The organism is Ornithinimicrobium pulveris (assembly GCF_050261105.1).
Classification (GTDB): Bacteria; Actinomycetota; Actinomycetes; order Actinomycetales; family Dermatophilaceae; genus Ornithinicoccus.
This window is the reverse complement of the sequence record NZ_CP189837.1, coordinates 2630625-2650568: the sequence shown is the minus strand read 5'-3', so window position 1 is coordinate 2650568 and position 19944 is coordinate 2630625. Positions and strand designations below refer to the sequence as shown.

The following is a 19944-nucleotide window of genomic DNA, read 5'->3' as shown; positions in this document are numbered from 1 at the left end:
GGTGCGAGGATGGTCGCCATGAACCCCAGCCGCGCCCACCTCGACAAGCAACCGCACGAGGTCGTCGACATGTTCGATGGCGTCGCGCGCCGGTATGACGTCACCAACACGGTGCTCACCGGCGGGTTGGACGCGTGGTGGCGCCGCGTCGCCACCGGCGTGGTGGACGCGCAGCCGGGGGAGCGGGTGCTGGACATCGCCGCCGGCACGGGTGTCTCCTCGGTCCCGTATGCCGACCGCGGCGTGCAGGTCGTCCCTGCCGACTTCTCGCTCGGAATGCTGCAGGAGGGCTATCGGCGTCGTCCGGACCTGCCGTTCACCGCCGCGGACGCGATGGCGCTGCCCTTCGCTGACGCCTCCTTCGACGTGGTCACGATGAGCTTTGGGCTGCGCAACGTCAAGGACGTCGATCTCGCTCTTCGCGAGTTCCTCCGGGTATGCCGTCCGGGCGGCCGGTTGCTCATCGCCGAGTTCTCGACGCCGACGGTGCCGGTCTTCTCCACGCTCTACGACAAGGTGGCGCTCAACGTGCTTCCCGCGGTGGCGCGGCGGACCAGCTCGAACCCGGAGAGCTATGAGTACCTCACCGAGTCGATCCGGGCCTGGCCCGAGCAGCGGGAGCTGGCCGAGCAGGTTCGTGCGGCGGGGTGGAGCGAGGTGCGCTGGCGCAATCTCACCGGTGGGATCGTGGCCCTGCACCACGCGGTCGCGCCGGCGGGGCCCGGTGAGCGGCGCTGACCCGTTTTCAACAGTCACCAGTGTGCTAATCCGAGTCAGGAGGGCCTCACCCGGTGGTGCGGGTGCGGCGTCCTAGACTGACTAAGTTCGTGAAGGTTGGCACAAGCGAGGCGCAGCAATCGTGAATCCGCAGGTCGAGACGGCAGACGTCATCGTCGTCGGCGCCGGTCCCGGTGGATCGGCCGCGGCGGCCTACCTGGCCCAGCACGGGCTGGACGTGCTCCTCCTCGAGAAGGCCACCTTCCCCCGCGACAAGATCTGCGGCGACGGCCTCACCCCTCGCGCCGTCCGCGAGCTGATCTCCCTGGGCGTTCCCACCCGGGTCGAGGATGGCTGGCACCGCACCAAGGGCCTGCGCATCGTCGGCGGCGGGGTCCGGATGGAGCTGGACTGGCCGGGCAACGCCACCTTCCCCCCCTACGGCCTGGTCCGCACCCGGATGGGCCTGGACGAGACCCTCGCCCGGCACGCCGCCTCCCGCGGTGCCCGCCTGCTCGAGGGGATGAACGTCTCCGAGCCGATCCTGGACGGTCGGGGCCACATCGTCGGCGTGCGCGCCAAGGTGATGGAGGGTGGCCGGCCGACCGGTGAGGTGCGGGAGTTCCGGTGTCGCGTCGTCGTCGCCGCCGACGGCAACTCCAGCCGGCTCTCGCTGGCGATGGACCGGCCCAAGCGGGACGACCGCCCGATGGGCGTCGCGGTGCGCACCTACTTCTCCACGCCACGCCATGACGACGACTACCTGGAGTCCTGGCTCGAGCTGTGGGCCCAGCAGGACGACGGCACGCGCTCGTTGATGCCCGGCTACGGCTGGATCTTCCCCCTCGGGGACGGCACCGCCAACGTCGGCCTCGGGATCCTGGACACCTTCAAGGACTTCGGCAACTTCGACTCCCGCGACGTGATGCGCCGCTGGGTGGCTGCGATGCCGGAGGAGTGGGGGATCAGCGAGGACTCCCAGCTCGGCCCGATCCGCGGCGCCGCCCTGCCGATGTGCTTCAACCGGCAGCCCCTCTATGACCGCGGGATGCTGCTCGTGGGCGACGCGGGCGGGATGGTCAACCCGTTCAACGGTGAGGGCATCGCCGAAGCGATGGAGGCCGGCCGGCTGGGCTCGGAGATCATCGCCTCCGCGCTCGCGCGCAACACGCCCGGGGAGATGGAGGCGGTTCTGCGCACCTACCCCGGCGTGATGAAGGAGGCGCTGGGCGGCTACTACATGCTGGGCAAGCAGTTCGCCACCCTCATCGGCAAGCCGGAGGTCATGCGCCTGGCCGTCAAGTACGGCCTGCCGCGCAAGGCGCTGATGCGCCTGCTCATCAAGATCATGGCCAACCTGCCGCAGGAACGCGACGGCAGACTGGATGACCGCGTGATCAACGCGCTGACCCGAGTGACCCCTGCGGCATGATGGAAGCGATGCGCCCTAGGATTGCTGTGCGCCCGACCCCTCGCTCGGCGTGCCCGACGCCGGTGAAGACCCGAAAGGAGTCCTGGCACTGATGGACTACCACCCCTATCTGCCGGTCATCTTCTTCCTCTTCTTCGGTCTGCTCTTCGCCTTCGGCTCGGTCTTCGGTGGCGGTCTGCTCGGCAAGGTCAGCTACAACCGCGCCAAGGCCGAGGCCTACGAGTGCGGCATCCAGCCCACGCCTCAGGCGCACGAGGGCGGCCGCGTGCCGGTCAAGTACTACCTGACCGCCATGCTCTTCATCATCTTCGACGTCGAGGTGCTCTTCCTCTACCCGTTCGCGGTGGCCTTCGAGCAGGTCGGGCTGTTCAGCGTGCTGGCGATGCTGCTCTTCCTCGTCGTCGTCTCGGTCCCGTTCGTGTACGAGTGGAGCCGCGGGGGTCTGGAGTGGGACTGACCAGCAGGTATGACGTGAAGGCTCGCCTCAGCGGGTCGGAAGGACTGGGTGAGAACGATGGGTCTTGAGGACAAGATCCCTGGCGGGATCCTGCTGCACACCGTGGAGGGGCTGGCGGGCCAGCTGCGCCAGCAGTCGGTGTGGCCGGCGACCTTCGGTCTGGCCTGCTGCGCGATCGAGATGATGGCGGTCGGCACGCCCGACTACGACATCGCCCGCTTCGGCATGGAGCGCTTCGCCGCGACCCCGCGTCAGGCCGATCTGATGATCGTCGCTGGCCGCGTCTCGCAGAAGATGGCCCCCGTCGTGCGCCAGGTCTACGACCAGATGCCCAACCCCAAGTGGGTCATCTCGATGGGTGTGTGCGCCAGCTCCGGCGGGATGTTCAACAACTACGCGATCGTCCAGGGCGTGGACCACATCGTCCCCGTGGACGTCTATCTGCCGGGATGTCCGCCGCGGCCGGAGATGCTGCTGAACGCGGTGCTGGAGCTGCAGCGCCAGATCCGCGAGTTCAAGTTCGGCGTCAGCCGCGAGGAGGCCGCTCGCGCTGCCGAGGCTGCGGCCCTGGCGGCGGTGCCGCTGAACGACCGGAAGGGGTTGCTGGCGTGATGACAGCGAAGCGAGGAAACGCAGCGGAGCGAGGCCCGGAGCAAGCGCGGAATCGCGCCGGAAGGAGCCTGGCGTGATGACAGCGAAGCGAGGACCCGCAGCGGAGCGAGCGCGGAAGCGCGCCGAAAGGAGCCTGGCGTGATGACGTCGACTGGACCGGAAACGCCGGACAAGAACGCTCCGGCGCAGACCACCACCCACGACGAGACCGGTGCCCCGCCGAAGGGCGAGGAGCAGCTGGTCAGCACCGCGCACGCGCAGGCGGGCGACGCCGTGGCTGGCATGGCCCAGCCGGGCGAGCCGGTGCTGATGGCTCACCGCCAGGGGATGTTCGGCAGCTCCAAGGGCTTGGACACCAGCGGTTACGGCGGGCTCGATGTCCCCGTGCTCTTCCCCGGTGGCAGTGAGCGCCCTTACGGCTCCTACTTCGACGAGGTCGTCGACGCCCTTGAGGCCGCCGCGCCCGAAGCCTTCTCAGCTGGCGTCGAGCGGGTCGTGGTCGACCGCGGGGAACTGACTCTGCACGTGCGCCGTGAGCACCTGCTCGCGCTGCTGCAGCCGCTGCGCGACGACGCCCGACTTCGCTTCGAGGTCTGCCTCGGCGTGTCCGGAGTGCACTGGCCCGAGCAGACCGGCCACGAGTTGCACGCCGTCTACCACTTCACCTCGATCACGCACGGCGTGCGCAGGGTGCGCTATGAGGTCACCTGCCCCGAGGAAGACCCGCGCGTGCCCAGCATCGTGTCCATCTACCCGGGCAACGACTGGCACGAGCGTGAGACCTACGACATGTTCGGCATCGTCTTCGAGGGCCACCCGGGCCTCACCCGGATCCTGATGCCCGATGACTGGCCGGGCCACCCCCAGCGCAAGGACTACCCGTTGGGCGGCATCCCGGTCGAGTACAAGGGCGCCACCATCCCCGCACCCGACCAGCGGAGGAGCTACTCGTGACCACCACCGAAGGATTCCAGGGCTCGGGCCGTCGTTCCGATGACGGCGCGGCCTACGTCGAGCAGGCCAAGGCCTCTGGCGGCGACCTCTACGCCGACGGCGCGGTGGCGGCCGACTCGGTCGACGGCGGCGCGGTCTACACCGCCGGCGGCGGCGACTGGGACGAGATCGTCAATGACGTCGCGACCCTCGGCGCCGAGCGCATCGTGGTCAACATGGGACCGCAGCACCCTTCCACCCACGGCGTGCTCCGCCTGGTGCTGGAGCTGGACGGCGAGACGGTGCGCGAGGCGCGTGCCGGCATCGGCTTCCTGCACACCGGCATCGAGAAGAACATGGAGTACCGCACCTGGGTGCAGGGGACCACGTTCTGCACCCGGATGGACTACCTCACCCCGATCTTCAACGAGGCGGCCTACTGCCTGGGGATCGAGAAGCTGCTCGGCATCACCGACCAGATCCCGCAGCGCGCCAACGACATCCGCGTGCTCATGATGGAGCTGAACCGGATCGGTTCGCACCTGATCTGCCTGGCGACCGGTGGCATGGAGCTGGGCGCGACCACCATCATGACGATCGGCTTCCGCGAGCGTGAGCGTCTGCTCCGCTTCTTCGAGGCCGTGTCCGGGCTCCGGATGAACAACGCCTACGTGCGCCCCGGCGGGGTGGCGCAGGACGTGCTGCCCGAGCACCTGGACCAGCTCGAGGCCGAGCTGCCGGACCTGCGGCGCGGTGTCCGCGAGCTGGAGCTGCTGCTGCTGGAGAACCCGGTCTTCAAGGGCCGCACCGTCGATGTCGGGGTGCTCTCGCTGGCCTCCTGCATGGCGCTGGGCGTCACCGGGCCGATCCTGCGCTCGACCGGCCTGCCCCACGACCTGCGCAAGGCCGACCCGTACTGCGGTTACGAGACCTACGAGTTCGATGTGGTCACCCGCCGCGACATGGACGCCTACAGCCGGGTGGTCATCCGGCTGGATGAGATCTGGCAGTCGCTGCGGATCGTGGAGCAGGCCATCGAGCGGCTCCGGGCCAGCGCCGGCGAGCCGGTGATGGTCGCCGACCGCAAGATCGCCTGGCCCGCCCAGATGTCGGTCGGGGCCGATGGTCAGGGCAACAGCCTGGACCACATCCGGGAGATCATGGGTGAGTCCATGGAAGCGCTCATCCACCACTTCAAGCTGGTCACCGAGGGCTTCCGGGTTCCGCCCGGCCAGGCCTACGCCGCCGTGGAGTCCCCCAAGGGCGAGCTCGGTGTGCACGTCGTCTCCGACGGCGGCACCCGGCCCTACCGGGCGCACTTCCGCGACCCCAGCTTCCACAACCTGCAGGCAGCCTCGGCGCTGGCAGAAGGCGGCCTGGTCGCCGACGTCATCGTCGCCGTGGCCTCGATCGACCCCGTGATGGGAGGCGTTGACCGGTGACCGCGTCCGCGCATGGAGACGGCTCGACCCAGGGCCGTTCGACCGAGCAGCTCCACCACTCGATGTTCGCCGAGTCCCCGCTGCACCCCCAGACGCCGCTGCACGCCTCCGATGAGCCGTACGACGAGCAGACCGAGGCCCAGCTCCGCGAGGACGCCGCGCTGATCATCGCGCGCTACCCGCAGAAGCGTTCGGCGCTGCTGCCGATGCTGCACCTCATCCAGTCGGTGGACGGGTATGTCACCGGCCGCGGCGTGAACCTGTGCGCGGACGTGCTGGGGTTGACCACCGCCGAGGTGAGCGGTGTCGCCACCTTCTACACCCAGTACAAGCGCCACCCCAATGGTGAGTACACCGTCGGCGTGTGCACCAACACCCTCTGCGCGGTGATGGGCGGCGACCAGATCTTCGACGAGGTCAGCGAGCACCTCGGCGTGGGTCACGACGAGACCACCGAGGACGGCAAGGTCACCCTGGAGCGCCTCGAGTGCAATGCAGCGTGCGACTTCGCGCCTGTCGTGATGGTCAACTGGGAGTTCTTCGACAACCAGACCCCCGAGTCCACCAAGGATCTCGTCGACCGCCTCCGTGCGGGCGAGGAGGTCGCCCCCACCCGTGGCCCCAGCCGGGTCTGCACCTTCAAGCAGGTGTCCCGCGTGCTGGCAGGCTTCCCCGACGGATTGGCCGACGAGGGCGTGGGCGCCGGACCGGCCTCGATCGAGGGCACCAAGCTGGCCCGCGAGAAGGGCTGGACCGCTCCGGGCAGCTCCGCCGAGGTGGGTGAGGCGCAGGACGCGACCGCTACCGAGGGCGCCCGTGAGGGCGAGGCCGAGCGGGGCCGTCCTTCCTCGGAGGACACCCCGGCCAACGAGCCGGACGAGAAGCCTGGCGACGCGAGCAAGGAGGCGGACGGATGAGCACCGTGCTGACCCCGATCCTGACCAAGTTCTGGGATGACCCCCAGTCCTGGACGCTGGAGACCTACGAGGCCAACGAGGGCTACCAGGGCCTGCGCAAGGCGCTGGAGCTGGACGCTGCGGACCTCGTCGCGATGACCAAGGAGTCCGGTCTGCGTGGCCGTGGCGGCGCCGGCTTCCCGACCGGGATGAAGTGGGGCTTCCTGCCCCCTCCGGACGGCGGTCCCCGCTACCTCGTCGTCAACGCCGATGAGTCCGAGCCGGGCACCTGTAAGGACATCCCGCTGATGATGGCCGCCCCTCAGTTCCTCATCGAGGGCATGGTCATCACCAGCTACGCGATCGGCTGCCACCACGCCTTCATCTACCTGCGCGGCGAGGTCGTGCACGTCTACCGCCGTCTGATGCGCGCGGTCGAGGAGGCCTACGCGGCCGGCTACCTGGGCAAGAACATCCTCGGTTCCGGGTTCGACCTGGACATCACCGTCCACGCCGGCGCCGGTGCCTACATCTGTGGCGAGGAGACGGCGCTGCTGGACTCCCTCGAGGGCCGCCGCGGCCAGCCCCGCCTCAAGCCGCCGTTCCCTGCCGTCGCCGGTCTGTATGCCCGTCCGACCGTGGTCAACAACGTCGAGTCCATCGCCTCGGTCCCGCCGATCGTGCTGCACGGTGCCGACTGGTTCGGTGACATGGGCACCGAGAAGTCCCAGGGCTTCGGCATCTTCAGCCTCTCCGGGCATGTCAACCGCCCGGGCCAGTACGAAGCCCCGCTGGGGATCACCCTGCGCGAGCTGATCGAGATGGCCGGCGGCATGCGCAATGGCCACAAGCTGAAGTTCTGGACGCCGGGTGGGTCCTCCACCCCGCTGTTTACCGATGCCCACCTGGACGTGCCGCTGGACTTCGAGTCGGTCGCCAAGGAGGGCTCGATGCTCGGCACCCGTGCGCTGCAGATCTTCGACGAGACCACCTCGGTGGTCCGTGCCGTCTCGCGCTGGACCGACTTCTACGCGCACGAGTCCTGCGGCAAGTGCACCCCGTGCCGGGAGGGCACCTTCTGGCTCAAGCAGATCATGACCCGCCTGGAGAACGGCCAGGGTCACGAGGGTGACATCGAGAAACTCGATGACATCTGCGACAACATCCTGGGCCGCTCCTTCTGCGCCCTGGGCGACGGGGCGACCAGCCCCATCACCTCGGCCATCCAGTACTTCCGCGAGGAGTTCGAGCAGGGGATGACCACCCCCTGGCACGAGCTCTTCCCGCCGGAGCGCTCCACCCTGTTCGCGAAGGAGAGCCAGCCCGCATGAGCGTCCAGACCTCCCCCGCCGCCGGCGGCAACGCGGTCACCAAGGGTGGCGACGGCAGCGTGCCGGCCGAGCCGGACGTCACGCAGATCACGCTGACGATCGACGACATCCCGGTCACCGTGCCCGAGGGCACGTTGGTCATCCGCGCGGCCGAGCAGATCGGGATCCAGATCCCACGCTTCTGCGACCACCCGCTGCTCGACCCGGTCGGCGCCTGCCGTCAGTGCCTCGTCGACGTGGCCACCCCTGACCGCGAGGGCAACGTCAAGCCGATGCCCAAGCCGCAGGCCTCCTGCACGATGGTCGCCAGCGAAGGCATGGTGGTGAAGACCCAGCACACCAGCGAGGTGGCCGACAAGGCCCAGACCGGTGTAATGGAGTTGCTCCTCATCAACCACCCGCTCGACTGCCCTGTCTGCGACAAGGGTGGCGAGTGCCCCCTGCAGAACCAGGCGATGTCCAACGGCCGCCCGACCTCGCGCTTCGAGGACGTCAAGCGCACCTTCCCCAAGCCGGTCAACATCTCTTCCCAGGTGCTGCTGGACCGCGAGCGTTGCGTGCTCTGCGCACGGTGCACCCGCTTCTCCGATGAGATCGCCGGTGACCCGTTCATCGCCTTGGCCGAGCGCGGCGCGCTGCAGCAGGTCGCGATCTACGAGGAGAAGCCGTTCGAGAGCTACTTCTCGGGCAACACCGTCCAGATCTGCCCGGTGGGTGCTCTCACCGGCGCGGCCTACCGCTTCCGCTCGCGCCCCTTCGACCTGGTGTCGACCCCGAGCGTGTGCGAGCACTGCTCGTCCGGCTGCGCGATCCGGACCGACCACCGTCGCGGCGGTGTGCTGCGCCGGATGGCCCTCAACGACCCGGAGGTCAACGAGGAGTGGAACTGCGACAAGGGCCGCTGGGCCTTCACCTACCCGACCCTCGATGACCGCCTGCGCGACCCGGTCGTGCGCGGCGAGGACGGCGCCTACGCCGTCGTCGCCTGGCGTGCGGCCTTCGACGCGGCTGCCCAGGGGCTGGCCGCAGCGGGTGCCGGCGGCACCGGAGTGCTCGTCGGTGGCCGGGTCAGCGTCGAGGACGCCTACGCCTACGCCAAGTTCGCTCGGGTGGCGCTCGGCACCAACGACATCGACCACCGCGCACGCCCGCACAGCGCGGAGGAGGCCGACTTCCTGGCCTCCACCGTCGTCGGTCGTCGCGAGGTGAGCTACGCGACCCTCGAGCAGGCCTCCTCGGTGCTGCTCGTCGGTCTGGAGCCCGAGGACGAGAGCCCGATCGTCTTCCTGCGCCTGCGCAAGGCCATGCGTCGCAACAAGACGCAGGTCTATGGCGTCGCCCCCTTCGCCAGCCGCGGCCTGACCAAGCTGGGTGGCACCCTGCTGGCCTCTGCTCCCGGCACCGAGGCCGAGGTCCTGCAGGCGCTCCTCGAGCACCGCACCAGCGGCGCCGGCACCCCGGTCGACGGGGCGACCCAGCCGCTGCCCGAGGCGACCGACGGCACCCAGGGCAGCGAGTACACAGCCGCCTCCGACGCGCTGACCGAGACCTCGGTCATCCTCGTCGGCGAGCGGCTGGCCACCGTGCCCGGTGCCCTGTCCGCCGCGGCTGCCCTGGCCGAGTCCACCGGAGCGGCGCTGGCGTGGGTGCCGCGCCGTGCCGGTGAGCGCGGTGCGGTCGAGGTCGGCGCCCTGCCCGTCCTGCTGCCCGGCGGCCGCGCGGTCACCGACGCCGCTGCCCGCGAGCAGGTGGCTGGCGTCTGGGGCGCTGAGCTCCCGGCGGCCCCCGGTCGGGACACGACCGCCATCCTGACGGCAGCCGCAGAGGGCGAACTCGCTGCGCTGGTGGTCGGCGGCCTGGAGATCGCCGACCTGCCGGATCCCGAGCTGGCCCGCCGCGCGTTGGCCCGCGCCTTCGTGATCTCCCTGGAGGTCCGCGAGACCGAGGTCCACGACTACGCCGACGTGATCCTGCCCGTCGCTCCGCAGCAGGAAAAGGCCGGCGCCTACGCCAACTGGGAGGGCCGCCTGCGTCCCTTCGAGCGAGCGCTGGAGTCCTCCGCCGTCTCCGACCACGTCGTCCTGGACCGGGTGGCCGGCGCCCTGGGCCACCGCCTCGGCACGGGCTCGGTGACCGAGATCCGTGGCGAACTCAGCGCCCTGGGCACCGTCGAGACCCGCCCGGAGGCTCCGTCCGTGGCCGCCACGGGCCCCGCCTCTCCGGGTGAGGGCGAGGCCGTGCTCGCGACCTGGCACCACCTGCTGGATGCTGGCTCGATGCAGGACGGCGAGCCCTTCCTCGCCGGCACCGCAGCCAAGGCCACCGCGCGCATCTCCGCCGGCACGGCCGAGGGACTGGGCGTGGCCGAGGGTGAGCTCATCAGCGTCGGCACCGACCGCGGCGAGATCGTGCTGCCGGTCGTGCTGACCGCCATGCATGACGCGGTCGTCTGGGTGCCCACCAACTCGGTCGGCTCCGCGGTCCGCGACACGCTCGGCGTCGACGCCGGGTCGGTGGTGCGGATCGCCCGCGCCGACCGGCCCACTGCTGCCGGAACCGACCACGACCACACCCGAGGTGAGGCATGAGCGCGAGCCTTCTCACGGCATACCCGGAGCTTGTCTCGGCGGCGGCCTCGCTGCCGATGCAGAGCACCGACCTGCCGGTCGCCGACTTCAGCGACACCCCCTGGTGGCTGTCGCTGTTCAAGGCCTTCCTGCTCTTCGTCTACGTGATGATCTCGGTCGTCATCGTCATCTGGTTCGAGCGGCGCGTCATCGGCCGGATGCAGCAGCGTCCCGGCCCCAACCGCCTCGGCCCGATCGGCATCCTGCAGACCGCCGCCGACGGCATCAAGCTCTTCCTCAAGGAAGACGTGACGCCGAAGAACGCCGACAAGCTGATGTTCATCGCGGCGCCGCTGATCGTCGCCTCGCTGGCCTTCGTCTCCTTCGCGATCATCCCGCTGGGCGGCGAGGTGCAGATGTTCGGGCACACCACGCCCCTGCAGCTGACCGACACCCCCGTCGCGGTGCTGCTGGTGCTCGCCGTCGCGGGCGTCGCGGCCTACGGCTTCGTGCTGGCCGGTTGGTCCTCCGGCTCGACCTACCCGCTGCTGGGTGGCCTGCGCTCGACCGCGCAGGTCATCTCCTACGAGATCGCCATGGGCTTGTCCCTGGTCGCGGTCTTCCTCTTCGCGGGGTCGATGTCGACCAGCCAGATCGTGGCCCGGCAGGCCGAGACGACCTGGCTCGGGATCCCGATGTGGTATATCGTGCCCCTCTTCTTCAGCTTCGTCGTCTACCTGATCACCATGGTCGGCGAGACCAACCGACTGCCGTTCGACCTCGCCGAGGGTGAGGGTGAGCTCGGTGGTGGCTTCCACACCGAGTACTCCTCGATGAAGTTCGGCATGTTCTTCCTCGGTGAGTACATCAACATGTTCACGGTCTCGGCGCTGGCGACCACGCTCTTCCTGGGTGGTTACGCGGCGCCCTGGCCGCTCAACCTGATCAACGACAACATGTTGAGCGAGGGCTGGTGGGGCCTGCTCTGGTTCACCCTGAAGATGTGGCTGTTCATCTTCTTCTACGTCTGGCTGCGTGGCTCGCTGCCGCGCGTCCGCTACGACCAGTTCATGAAGCTGGGCTGGAAGGTGCTCATCCCGCTGTCGCTGGTGTGGGTCATCGCGGTCATCGCGATCCGGGCCGCGCAGGAGGGCTTCTTCGGTGAGGGCCGCTGGGTCACCATCCTGACTCTGGTGATCATCGGAGTCTTCGTGGTCGGCGGCATCCTGCTGTGGGACCGCTACGCCCAGCGCCGGGCCGCCGAACGGGAGGCCGCGATGGAGATCCCGGAGGAGGTCGATCCGTTCGCGGACGGCTTCCCGGTTCCGCCCCTGCCCGGGCAGCGGCTGGTCGAGCCGCGCCGCGGCGTGGAGGCGGCCGCCCCCGTCCGGTCGACGCCGTCGGCCAGCACCACGGCCGCAACGACGACCACCACGCCCACCACCACGACCACCACCGACGCGGAGGACAGCCGTGGCTGACCAGAACGATCCGACCACCTCGCCGGAGGGCGGCGCGGAGGCGCCCGAGGTGCGCGAGCCGGCGCAGGCTCCCGCCACCTCCTCGACCGACCCCACGGGCGGGAAGAAGGAGCCGGGCCTGCTCGCCCAGCTCTTCGCCCCGGTCGCCGGCTTCGGCGTGACCTTCTCGACCATGTTCCGCAAGGTCCAGACCCAGGAGTACCCCGAGGTCAAGCGGCCCACGGCCGCTCGCTTCCACGGTCGCCACCAGCTCAACCGGCACCCCGACGGACTGGAGAAGTGCGTCGGCTGCGAGCTGTGCGCCTGGGCCTGCCCCGCCGACGCGATCTATGTCGAGGGTGCGGACAATGTCGACGGCGCCCGGTTCTCGCCGGGGGAGCGCTACGGCCGCGTCTACCAGATCAACTACCTGCGGTGCATCTTCTGCGGGCTGTGCATCGAGGCCTGCCCGACGCGCGCGCTGACGATGACCAACGAATACGAGCTGGCCGACCCGACCCGCACCGCGCTGATCTACGAGAAGCACCAGCTGCTCGCGCCGCTCGGGCCCGACATGCTCCAGCCGCCGTTCCCGATGGCGCCGGGCATGGAGGAGCGCGACTACTACCGCGGGCAGGTGACCGGAGCGACCTCCGCCCAGCAGGAGTACGTCGCCGAGCGGGACAGCGCCCGCGCCGCCAGCACGGCTGGCGCCGCCTCGAGCGCGACCTCGAGCACCAGCACCGACGCGCAGGACAAGGAGGTCGGCCGGTGAGCCCCCAGATCGACGGGATGGAGCTCGGCCTGTTCTGGGTGATGGCCATCGTGACGGTGGTCGGTGCCTTGGGCCTGCTCTTCGCCCGCAAGGCGGTCCACGCCGCGATGGCGATGGCGATGGTGATGGTCGGCCTCGGGCTGGTCTACATCGTCCAGGGAGCCGAGTTCGTCGGGATCATCCAGATCTTCGTCTACTCCGGCGCTGTGATGATGCTCTTCCTCTTCGTCGTCATGATGGTCGGCGTCGATGCCTCCGACTCGATGGTCGAGACCTTGCGCGGGCAGCGGATCTTCGCCTACATCCTGGGCGCCGGCTTCGCGGCCGCGGCGGTCTACGGCCTCACCCGGGTCGAGTGGCCGGCAGCGGTCGGGGTGGGCGTGGCTCAGGCCGAAGGGCCGGTCACCGCACTGGCCCGGGAGATCTTCGAGCGCCAGGTGCTCAGCTTCGAGGTCCTCGGTGCCCTCCTGGTGATCGCCGTCATGGGCGCCATGGTGCTGGCCCACCGCGAGCGCCTCACCCCCAAGCGCACCCAGCGCGAGTTGTCGCAGGAGAAGCTCCACGGCGGCCGCTGGCTGGCTGGCAAGCCCAACCCCGGCGTCTACGCCCGACACAACGCCGCGGACACTCCCGCCCTGGCCCCCGACGGCACCCCCGTGCCGGAGTCGGTGCCGCGCGTGCTGGTGGCCCGCGGTCAGGTGTCCTCGCCGGACGACTACCGCCTGCCGGGCGCGCCCGGCGCCACCGACACCGAGCCCAAGCCGGGCAGCCGGCCGAAGGCTCCGGTCACCGACGAGGAGACGGCTGACCTGGCCGACGACTCGGCGGCGACCCAGAGCGAGCAGGAGGAGCAGCGCTGATGGGTGTGGAGTCCTACATCTACCTGGCGGTCGTGCTCTTCACGATCGGTGCCCTCACGGTGCTCACGCGCCGGAACACGATCATCGTGTTCATGGGTATCGAGCTGATGCTCAACGCCTGCAACCTGGCCCTGGTCACCTTCGCCCGCATCCACGGACAGCTCGACGCGCAGGTCTACGCCCTGTTCGTCATGGTCGTGGCTGCCGCCGAGGTCGTGGTGGGCCTGGCCATCATCATGTCCATCTTCCGTGCGCGTCGCTCGGCCTCGGTCGACGACGCCAACCTGCTCAAGCTGTAAGGGAGGCAGCGAGTGTCTTCGCTCACCACGGTCGCGCACCTCGCGGCAACCACTAGCGAACCTGGCCTGTACAACGCCGTTTCCGGCGGTGTGGCCCAGTTCGGCTGGTTGATGATCGCGCTGCCCCTGCTGGGAGCCGCGGTGCTGCTGCTCGGCGGCCGCGCCACGAACTCCTGGGGACCCCTGCTGGCGACCGCCCTGTCCTGGGCCTCCTTCGTCGTCGGCGCCCTCGTCATCGTCCAGCTCACCGGCTACGCACCGGGTGACCGGCAGCTGCAGCTCACGATGTGGGAGTGGATCAGCGCCGGTGACCTGACGGTCAACGCCGGGTTGCTGATGGACCCGCTGTCGCTGGCGTTCGTCATGCTGATCACCTTCGTGGGCAGCCTGATCCACGTCTACTCGCTGGGCTACATGCAGCACGACCCGGACAAGCGCCGGTTCTTCGCCTACCTGAACCTGTTCGTGGCGGCGATGCTGATCCTGGTTCTGGCGGACTCCTATCTGATGCTCTTCGTCGGCTGGGAGGGCGTGGGCCTGGCGTCCTACCTGCTCATCGGGTTCTGGAACTCCAACCCGGCGTATGCCGCAGCGGCCAACAAGGCGTTCATCGTCAACCGCGTGGGTGACTTCGGGCTGATCATCGCGATGGGTCTGATGCTGGCCAACTTCGGCGCGCTCGACTTCGCGACGGTCCATGGCAACGCCAGCTCGGCCACCCCGATGGTGCTCACCGCGATCGGCCTGGCGCTGCTGCTGGGCGCCTGCGGCAAGTCCGCCCAGTTCCCGCTGCAGAGCTGGCTGGGCGATGCGATGGCCGGCCCGACCCCGGTGTCCGCGCTCATCCACGCCGCCACCATGGTCACCGCCGGTGTCTACCTCATCGCGCGCAGCCAGGCGATCTACGACCTCACCCCCGATGCCCGCCTCGTGGTGGCGATCGTCGGTGCGATCACCCTGCTGTATGGCGCGATCGTGGGCTGCGCCAAGGACGACATCAAGAAGGCGCTGGCCGCCTCCACGATGTCCCAGATCGGCTACATGATGCTCGCCGTGGGCCTGGGCCCGATCGGCTACATGTATGCGATCTTCCACCTGATCACGCACGGCTTCTTCAAGGCCAACATGTTCCTCGGCGCCGGTTCGGTCATGCACGCCATGAACGACCGGGTGGACATGCGCCGCTTCGGCGGGCTCTCCCGCGAGGTGAAGATCACCTGGATCACCTTCGCGGCCGGCTGGTTGGCGATCATCGGCTTCCCGTTCACCGCTGGCTGGTTCTCCAAGGACCACATCATCGAGTCCGCCTTCTCCGCCCCCGGCTGGCAGGGCTGGGTCTTCGGTGGCGTCGCGCTGCTGGGTGCTGGGATCACCGCCTTCTACATGTCGCGGCTGTTCTTCATGACCTTCCACGGCAAGGCTCGCTGGCACGACGATGCGCACCCGCACGAGTCCCCGCTGGTGATGACCATCCCGATGATGGTGCTGGCTCTCGGCTCGTTAGTGCTCGGCGCGGTGCTCTACCCGACCGGCATCCTGCAGGGCTGGCTCGAGCCGGTCTTCGGCGAGCACCACGGCGAGTCCCTGGTCCCGCTCTGGGGTATCCAGGTTGCCGTCTTCGTGCTGATGGCCCTCGGTGTCTTCCTGGCCTGGCGCATGTACTGGCAGCAGGATGTGCCGGAGGTCGCCCCGCAGGGCAACGCCCTGACCCGGGCCGCCCGCCGCGACCTCTACCAGGACGACGTCAACGACGCTCTCTTCGTCTCGCCGATGGGCGCTCTGGCCAGCACCGCGGTCGACAGTGACCGCAGGGTCGTCGAGGCCGGTGTGACCGGTGGCGCCGTCGGCGGCGTCGGTGCCCTCGCCGCCGTCCTGCGCCGGGCCCAGAACGGCTTCGTGCGCTCCTATGCCCTGACGATGCTCCTCGGTGTCGTCGCCATCCTCGGTGTTGTGTGGGTGATGCAGTGATGAACTTCCCCTGGTTGACCACGCTCCTGGTGCTGCCGCTCGTCGGCGCGCTGGTGGTGGCGCTGCTGCCCAAGGCGAGCACCCTGGTGCGCCCGGTGGCGCTCGGCGTCTCCTTGCTGACGCTGGTCGTCGGCATCGTCGCCGCCACCCAGTACCGGATCGGTGGTGGCACGGCCGCTGAGCCCTTCCAGCTGACCGAGGTGCACTCCTGGATCCCGCAGTTCGGGGTGTCCTACGCCCTCGGTGTCGACGGCATCTCGCTGGCGATGATCCTGCTCGCGCTCATCCTGGTCCCGATCTGCATCGTGGCCGCCTGGGACGACGTCCCGGCAGAGGGCCGCCGTCAGCACGCCTACTTCGCGCTGATGCTCTCGCTGATCGCGATGATGGTCGGTGTCTTCGCCGCGATCGACGTCTTCCTCTTCTACGTCTTCTTCGAGGCCATGCTCATCCCGGTCTACTTCCTGATCGGAATGTTCGGTGGCACCCGCCGGGCGAAGGCGGCGACCACCTTCCTGATCTACTCCCTGGTCGGCGGCCTGATCATGCTGGTCGCGGTCATCGGCCTCTACCTGGCGGGCCCGCGCGGCACGGACGGTTTCCTGCTGACCAACCTGACCGGGCTGGACCTGCCGGTCGAGGTCGGCCGCTGGCTCTTCCTCGGCTTCTTCATCGCCTTCGCGATCAAGGCGCCGATGTGGCCGGTGCACACCTGGCTGCCGCTGGCCACCGAGCAGGCCCGCCCGGCCACCTCGGTGCTGCTCGTCGGCGTGCTGGACAAGGTCGGCACCTACGGGATGATCCGCTTCTGCCTGGCGCTCTTCCCCGAGGCCAGCCAGTGGGCGACCCCGGTGATCCTGGGCCTGGCCTTCCTCTCGATGGTGATCGGCGCGATCCTGGCCATCGGGCAGGACGATCTGCTCCGGCTCATCGCCTACACCTCGGTCAGCCACTTCGGGTTCATCATCATGGGCATCTTCGCCTTCACCACGGTGACCCAGACCGGCGCGACGCTCTACATGGTCAACCACGGCTTCACCACTGCCGGACTCTTCCTGGTGGCGGGCATGCTCATCGCGCGCCGCGGCTCCCGGGACATCCGCGACTTCGGTGGCTGGCAGCGGGTCACCCCGCTCATCGCAGGTGCGCTGCTGATCTCCGGTCTGTCCGGTCTGGCCCTGCCCGGCCTGAACTCCTTCGTCAGCGAGTTCATGGTGATCGCGGGCCTGTTCCAGCGCCACACCTGGCTCGGCATCGCCGCAGCCACCGGGGTGATCCTGGCGGCCGTCTACATCCTGGTGATGTACAAGCGGGTGGCCACCGGTCCGCGCCCGGACCTGCAGGTGCCCGACATGAACATGCGGGAGAAGTGGGTGGTCGCCCCGATCATCGCGGCCTTCCTGTTCCTCGGGTTCTACCCCAAGCCGGTGCTCGAGCTGCTCGAGCCCGCCGTGCAGCAGACCCTGCAGCACGTGGGGGTCTCCGACCCCGCGCCCACGATCGACTCTGCCCTTGACGGCGCCAACCACGAGGGGAGTGGCCGCTGATGACCGACCTGTTCGTCGCACCCGACATCGATTACACGGCTCTGCTGCCGATGATCATCGTCTTCGTCGGTGGTCTGATCGGCTGCCTCCTGGAGGGCTTCCTGCCCCGAGGTCTGCGGTATGCCGTGCAGGTTCCCCTCGCCGCGGCCACCCTGGTCCTGGCCTTCGTCGCGCTCGTGCTCCTCGGTCCGGACCGGCAGGTCATCACCGCGGCTGACGTGGTCGCCCTCGACGGGCCGGCGCTGCTGCTGCAGGGCCTGATCCTGATCCTGGCGCTGCTGGGTCTGTTCGTGATGGCCGAGCGCTTCGGCGGCGCGCAACCCGACGCCTTCACCCAGGCCGGCAGCTCGGTGCCCGGCTCGGCCGAGGAGACCCTGGCCGCCCGGATGGGTGCCACCACCACCGAGGTCTTCCCGCTGACGCTGCTGTCGGTCGGCGGCATGATGCTCTTCGTCAGCGCCAACGACCTGCTCCTGCTGTTCATCGCGCTGGAGATCCTGTCGCTGCCGCTCTACATCCTCACCGGCCTGGCGCGGCGTCGTCGGCTGCTCTCCCAGGAGGCCTCGCTCAAGTACTTCCTCCTGGGCAGCTTCGCCTCCGCCTTCTTCCTCTTCGGCGCGGTGCTGCTCTACGGCTTCGCCGGCTCGATGCGCTTCGGCGACATCGCGGCTGCGGTGTCGGGCAATGTCGGCATGGACGGGCTGCTCGTGCCCGGTCTGCTGCTGGTCTCCATCGGCCTGCTCTTCAAGGTCGGCGCGGTCCCCTTCCACGCCTGGACCCCGGACGTCTACCAGGGCGCTCCCACCCCGGTCACCGGCTTCATGGCCGCGTGCACCAAGGTGGCAGCTTTCGGTGCCATGCTGCGCCTGTTCTACGTGGCCGTGGAGGGTGCGCGCCTGGAGTGGCAGCCGATCATCGCCGCCGTGGCCGCCCTCAGCATGGTCGTGGGTGCCCTGCTCGCGGTCGTGCAGACCGACGTCAAGCGGATCCTGGCCTACTCCTCGATCGCGCACGCGGGCTTCATCCTCACCGGCCTGGTGTCGATGGACCAGGCAGGCATCTCCTCAACGATGTTCTACCTGGCCACCTACGGCTTCATGACGATCCCGGCCTTCGCGATCATCGCCCTGGTCCGGTCCTCGGGCACCGAGGCCACCCAGGTGGGGCAGTGGTCGGGCCTGGGCAAGCGCGCCCCCTGGTTGGCCGCCGGCTTCACCTTCCTCATGCTGGCCTTCACCGGCATCCCGCTGACCTCCGGCTTCACCGGCAAGTTCGCGGTCTTCGCCGCAGCCGTCAGCCAGGGCTACGCCTGGCTGGTGGTGATCGGTGTGCTCGCCAGTGGTGTCACGGCCTACATCTACTTCAAGCTGGTCGTCCAGATGTGGCTGGGTGACGAGGTCGGCGACACCACCGTGGCCGCCCCCTCGCTGCTGACCACCTTTGCGATCGTGGCCGGGCTGGCCGTCACCCTCGGGCTGGGCGTGATGCCCTCGCCGCTGCTCGATCTGGCGCAGAGCACAGCCTTCTTCCTCCGGTGACGGTCGCGAGCGGGGCCATCCCCGGCGTTGACGAGGCGCTTCAGGCCCGGGTGGCCGAGGGCGTGGAGGCGGTCGCCCGACGACTGGAAGAGGTCGTCGACCACGACGACCCGTTCATCGCCGGCGCCTCCGGGCACCTGGTGGCCGCCGGTGGCAAGCGCTTCCGTCCGCTGCTCACGCTGCTGGCCAGCGAGGTCGGTGAGGGCTGGAACGACCAGGTCGTGGACGCCGCCGTCGGGGTGGAGCTGACCCACCTCGCCAGCCTCTACCACGACGACGTCATGGACGAGGCCGACCTGCGGCGAGGGGTGGCCAGCGCCAACGCCGCCTACGGCAACGCCACCGCGATCCTGGTGGGCGATCTACTCTTCGGCACCGCGTCAGCCGTGGTGGCTGACCTGGGCGCCGAAGCCGTGAAGATCCAGGCCCAGACCTTCGTCCGGCTCTGCGCCGGGCAGATCCGCGACGACCTGCAGACCGGGATGGTGGCGGACCCCTCGGAGGCGGTCACGGCATACCTGGGCATCCTGGCCGACAAGACCGGCGCGCTGATCGCGACCGCTGCCCGCTACGGCGGCATGTTCGGCGGCTGCGACGAGGCGACGATCGGCACGCTCACGGAGTATGGCGAGAAGCTGGGCATCGTCTTCCAGCTGGCCGACGACCTCCTCGACGTCGCTTCGGACACGTCCGGCAAGACCCCCGGGACCGACCTGCGCGAGGGCAAGGCGACCCTGCCCGTGCTCTACGCCCGGACCTCCGACGATCCGGCTGACGCGCGGCTGCTGGAGTTGACCCGCGGCCCGATCGAGGACCCGGGTGAGTTGGACGAGGCCCTCGGCCTGCTGCGTGCCCACCGCGCCATGGGACAGGCCCAGGAGCACACCCAGCGGATCGCCGACGAGGCACGGGCGCTGCTGGATGGACTCCCGCAGAGCCCGGCCACGGATTCCTTGCGCGCTCTGGTCGACGGCGTCGCTCAGCGTTCGGCCTGAAGGACGCCTAGGTGAGCCACGGCATACCCTCGAGTCCTCGGGCGCGACCCGCTTCCGCGAGCGCGAGCATGCGGGTCGGCGCCCCGGCTGAGCACTGACCCGACCTTCAGGAGGA

At 69.3% G+C, this 19944-nt stretch carries 17 protein-coding genes; all 17 read left to right on the top strand.

Features of this window, described 5'->3' with window-relative positions; genetic code table 11:
• The first annotated feature begins 18 nt into the window (after positions 1–18).
• The 17 genes from ACQBAT_RS12410 to ACQBAT_RS12330 all read left to right on the top strand — a co-directional run bounded on the left by ACQBAT_RS12410 (position 19) and on the right by ACQBAT_RS12330 (position 19829).
• A complete protein-coding gene (locus tag ACQBAT_RS12410) occupies positions 19–738 on the top strand; it encodes a demethylmenaquinone methyltransferase (RefSeq protein WP_420747716.1) in 720 nt (239 codons plus the stop codon).
• A gap of 121 nt (positions 739–859) precedes the next feature.
• Positions 860–2149 carry a geranylgeranyl reductase family protein gene (locus tag ACQBAT_RS12405; RefSeq protein WP_420747717.1) on the top strand — a complete coding sequence of 430 codons (1290 nt, stop codon included), beginning with the start codon at positions 860–862 and terminating at the stop codon, positions 2147–2149.
• Between the two features lie 91 nt (positions 2150–2240).
• Entirely contained in the window at positions 2241–2606 is a 366-nt protein-coding gene (locus tag ACQBAT_RS12400) for an NADH-quinone oxidoreductase subunit A (protein ID WP_420747718.1), read from the top strand.
• A gap of 57 nt (positions 2607–2663) precedes the next feature.
• Entirely contained in the window at positions 2664–3218 is a 555-nt protein-coding gene (locus ACQBAT_RS12395; RefSeq protein ID WP_420747719.1) for a NuoB/complex I 20 kDa subunit family protein, read from the top strand.
• A 141-nt stretch (positions 3219–3359) separates the two neighbouring features.
• Positions 3360–4172 carry an NADH-quinone oxidoreductase subunit C gene (locus ACQBAT_RS12390; RefSeq protein WP_420747720.1) on the top strand — a complete coding sequence of 271 codons (813 nt, stop codon included), beginning with the start codon at positions 3360–3362 and terminating at the stop codon, positions 4170–4172.
• Positions 4169–5593: an NADH-quinone oxidoreductase subunit D gene (locus ACQBAT_RS12385; RefSeq protein ID WP_420747721.1), complete on the top strand. Its 1425-nt coding sequence runs from the start codon at positions 4169–4171 to the stop codon at positions 5591–5593. The genes ACQBAT_RS12390 and ACQBAT_RS12385 overlap by 4 nt, the downstream gene beginning before the upstream one ends.
• A 62-nt stretch (positions 5594–5655) precedes the next feature.
• Positions 5656–6510: an NADH-quinone oxidoreductase subunit NuoE gene (nuoE, locus tag ACQBAT_RS12380; RefSeq protein WP_420747745.1), complete on the top strand. Its 855-nt coding sequence runs from the start codon at positions 5656–5658 to the stop codon at positions 6508–6510.
• Positions 6507–7820: an NADH-quinone oxidoreductase subunit NuoF gene (gene nuoF / locus ACQBAT_RS12375; protein ID WP_420747722.1), complete on the top strand. Its 1314-nt coding sequence runs from the start codon at positions 6507–6509 to the stop codon at positions 7818–7820. Before nuoE ends, nuoF begins: the two co-directional genes overlap by 4 nt.
• Positions 7817–10408: an NADH-quinone oxidoreductase subunit G gene (locus ACQBAT_RS12370; RefSeq protein ID WP_420747723.1), complete on the top strand. Its 2592-nt coding sequence runs from the start codon at positions 7817–7819 to the stop codon at positions 10406–10408. Before nuoF ends, ACQBAT_RS12370 begins: the two co-directional genes overlap by 4 nt.
• The gene (nuoH, locus tag ACQBAT_RS12365) at positions 10405–11868 is read left to right on the top strand and encodes an NADH-quinone oxidoreductase subunit NuoH (protein WP_420747724.1); all 1464 of its coding nucleotides are present in this window, start codon (positions 10405–10407) and stop codon (positions 11866–11868) included. The genes ACQBAT_RS12370 and nuoH overlap by 4 nt, the downstream gene beginning before the upstream one ends.
• Positions 11869–11986: 118 nt before the next feature.
• Positions 11987–12622 (top strand): NADH-quinone oxidoreductase subunit NuoI, encoded by a 636-nt coding sequence (gene nuoI, locus ACQBAT_RS12360; RefSeq protein WP_420747746.1) that lies wholly within the window; start codon positions 11987–11989, stop codon positions 12620–12622.
• Positions 12619–13482 (top strand): NADH-quinone oxidoreductase subunit J, encoded by an 864-nt coding sequence (locus tag ACQBAT_RS12355; protein WP_420747725.1) that lies wholly within the window; start codon positions 12619–12621, stop codon positions 13480–13482. The genes nuoI and ACQBAT_RS12355 overlap by 4 nt, the downstream gene beginning before the upstream one ends.
• On the top strand, positions 13482–13781 hold the full coding sequence (gene nuoK / locus ACQBAT_RS12350; protein WP_420747726.1) for an NADH-quinone oxidoreductase subunit NuoK: 300 nt from the start codon (positions 13482–13484) through the stop codon (positions 13779–13781). The genes ACQBAT_RS12355 and nuoK overlap by 1 nt, the downstream gene beginning before the upstream one ends.
• 12 nt (positions 13782–13793) lie before the next feature.
• Positions 13794–15749, top strand: a complete 1956-nt coding sequence (gene nuoL, locus ACQBAT_RS12345) for an NADH-quinone oxidoreductase subunit L (protein ID WP_420747727.1) — start codon at positions 13794–13796, stop codon at positions 15747–15749.
• A complete protein-coding gene (locus ACQBAT_RS12340; RefSeq protein ID WP_420747747.1) occupies positions 15749–17296 on the top strand; it encodes an NADH-quinone oxidoreductase subunit M in 1548 nt (515 codons plus the stop codon). Before nuoL ends, ACQBAT_RS12340 begins: the two co-directional genes overlap by 1 nt.
• Complete coding sequence (gene nuoN, locus ACQBAT_RS12335) at positions 17296–18834, top strand: NADH-quinone oxidoreductase subunit NuoN (RefSeq protein WP_420747728.1); 1539 nt, start codon at positions 17296–17298, stop codon at positions 18832–18834. The genes ACQBAT_RS12340 and nuoN overlap by 1 nt, the downstream gene beginning before the upstream one ends.
• On the top strand, positions 18831–19829 hold the full coding sequence (locus ACQBAT_RS12330) for a polyprenyl synthetase family protein (protein ID WP_420747729.1): 999 nt from the start codon (positions 18831–18833) through the stop codon (positions 19827–19829). The genes nuoN and ACQBAT_RS12330 overlap by 4 nt, the downstream gene beginning before the upstream one ends.
• The last annotated feature ends 115 nt before the right edge of the window (positions 19830–19944 follow it).

Bases quoted from the DNA above. Each gene is read 5' to 3' on its own strand.
- ACQBAT_RS12410 (WP_420747716.1), top strand. From the start codon at position 19: ATGAACCCCAGCCGCGCCCACCTCGACAAGCAACCGCACGAGGTCGTC.
- ACQBAT_RS12400 (WP_420747718.1), top strand. From the start codon at position 2,241: ATGGACTACCACCCCTATCTGCCGGTCATCTTCTTCCTCTTCTTCGGT.
- ACQBAT_RS12395 (WP_420747719.1), top strand. From the start codon at position 2,664: ATGGGTCTTGAGGACAAGATCCCTGGCGGGATCCTGCTGCACACCGTG.
- ACQBAT_RS12390 (WP_420747720.1), top strand. From the start codon at position 3,360: ATGACGTCGACTGGACCGGAAACGCCGGACAAGAACGCTCCGGCGCAG.
- nuoE (WP_420747745.1), top strand. From the start codon at position 5,656: ATGTTCGCCGAGTCCCCGCTGCACCCCCAGACGCCGCTGCACGCCTCC.
- nuoF (WP_420747722.1), top strand. From the start codon at position 6,507: ATGAGCACCGTGCTGACCCCGATCCTGACCAAGTTCTGGGATGACCCC.
- ACQBAT_RS12370 (WP_420747723.1), top strand. From the start codon at position 7,817: ATGAGCGTCCAGACCTCCCCCGCCGCCGGCGGCAACGCGGTCACCAAG.
- nuoH (WP_420747724.1), top strand. From the start codon at position 10,405: ATGAGCGCGAGCCTTCTCACGGCATACCCGGAGCTTGTCTCGGCGGCG.
- nuoK (WP_420747726.1), top strand. From the start codon at position 13,482: ATGGGTGTGGAGTCCTACATCTACCTGGCGGTCGTGCTCTTCACGATC.
- ACQBAT_RS12340 (WP_420747747.1), top strand. From the start codon at position 15,749: ATGAACTTCCCCTGGTTGACCACGCTCCTGGTGCTGCCGCTCGTCGGC.
- nuoN (WP_420747728.1), top strand. From the start codon at position 17,296: ATGACCGACCTGTTCGTCGCACCCGACATCGATTACACGGCTCTGCTG.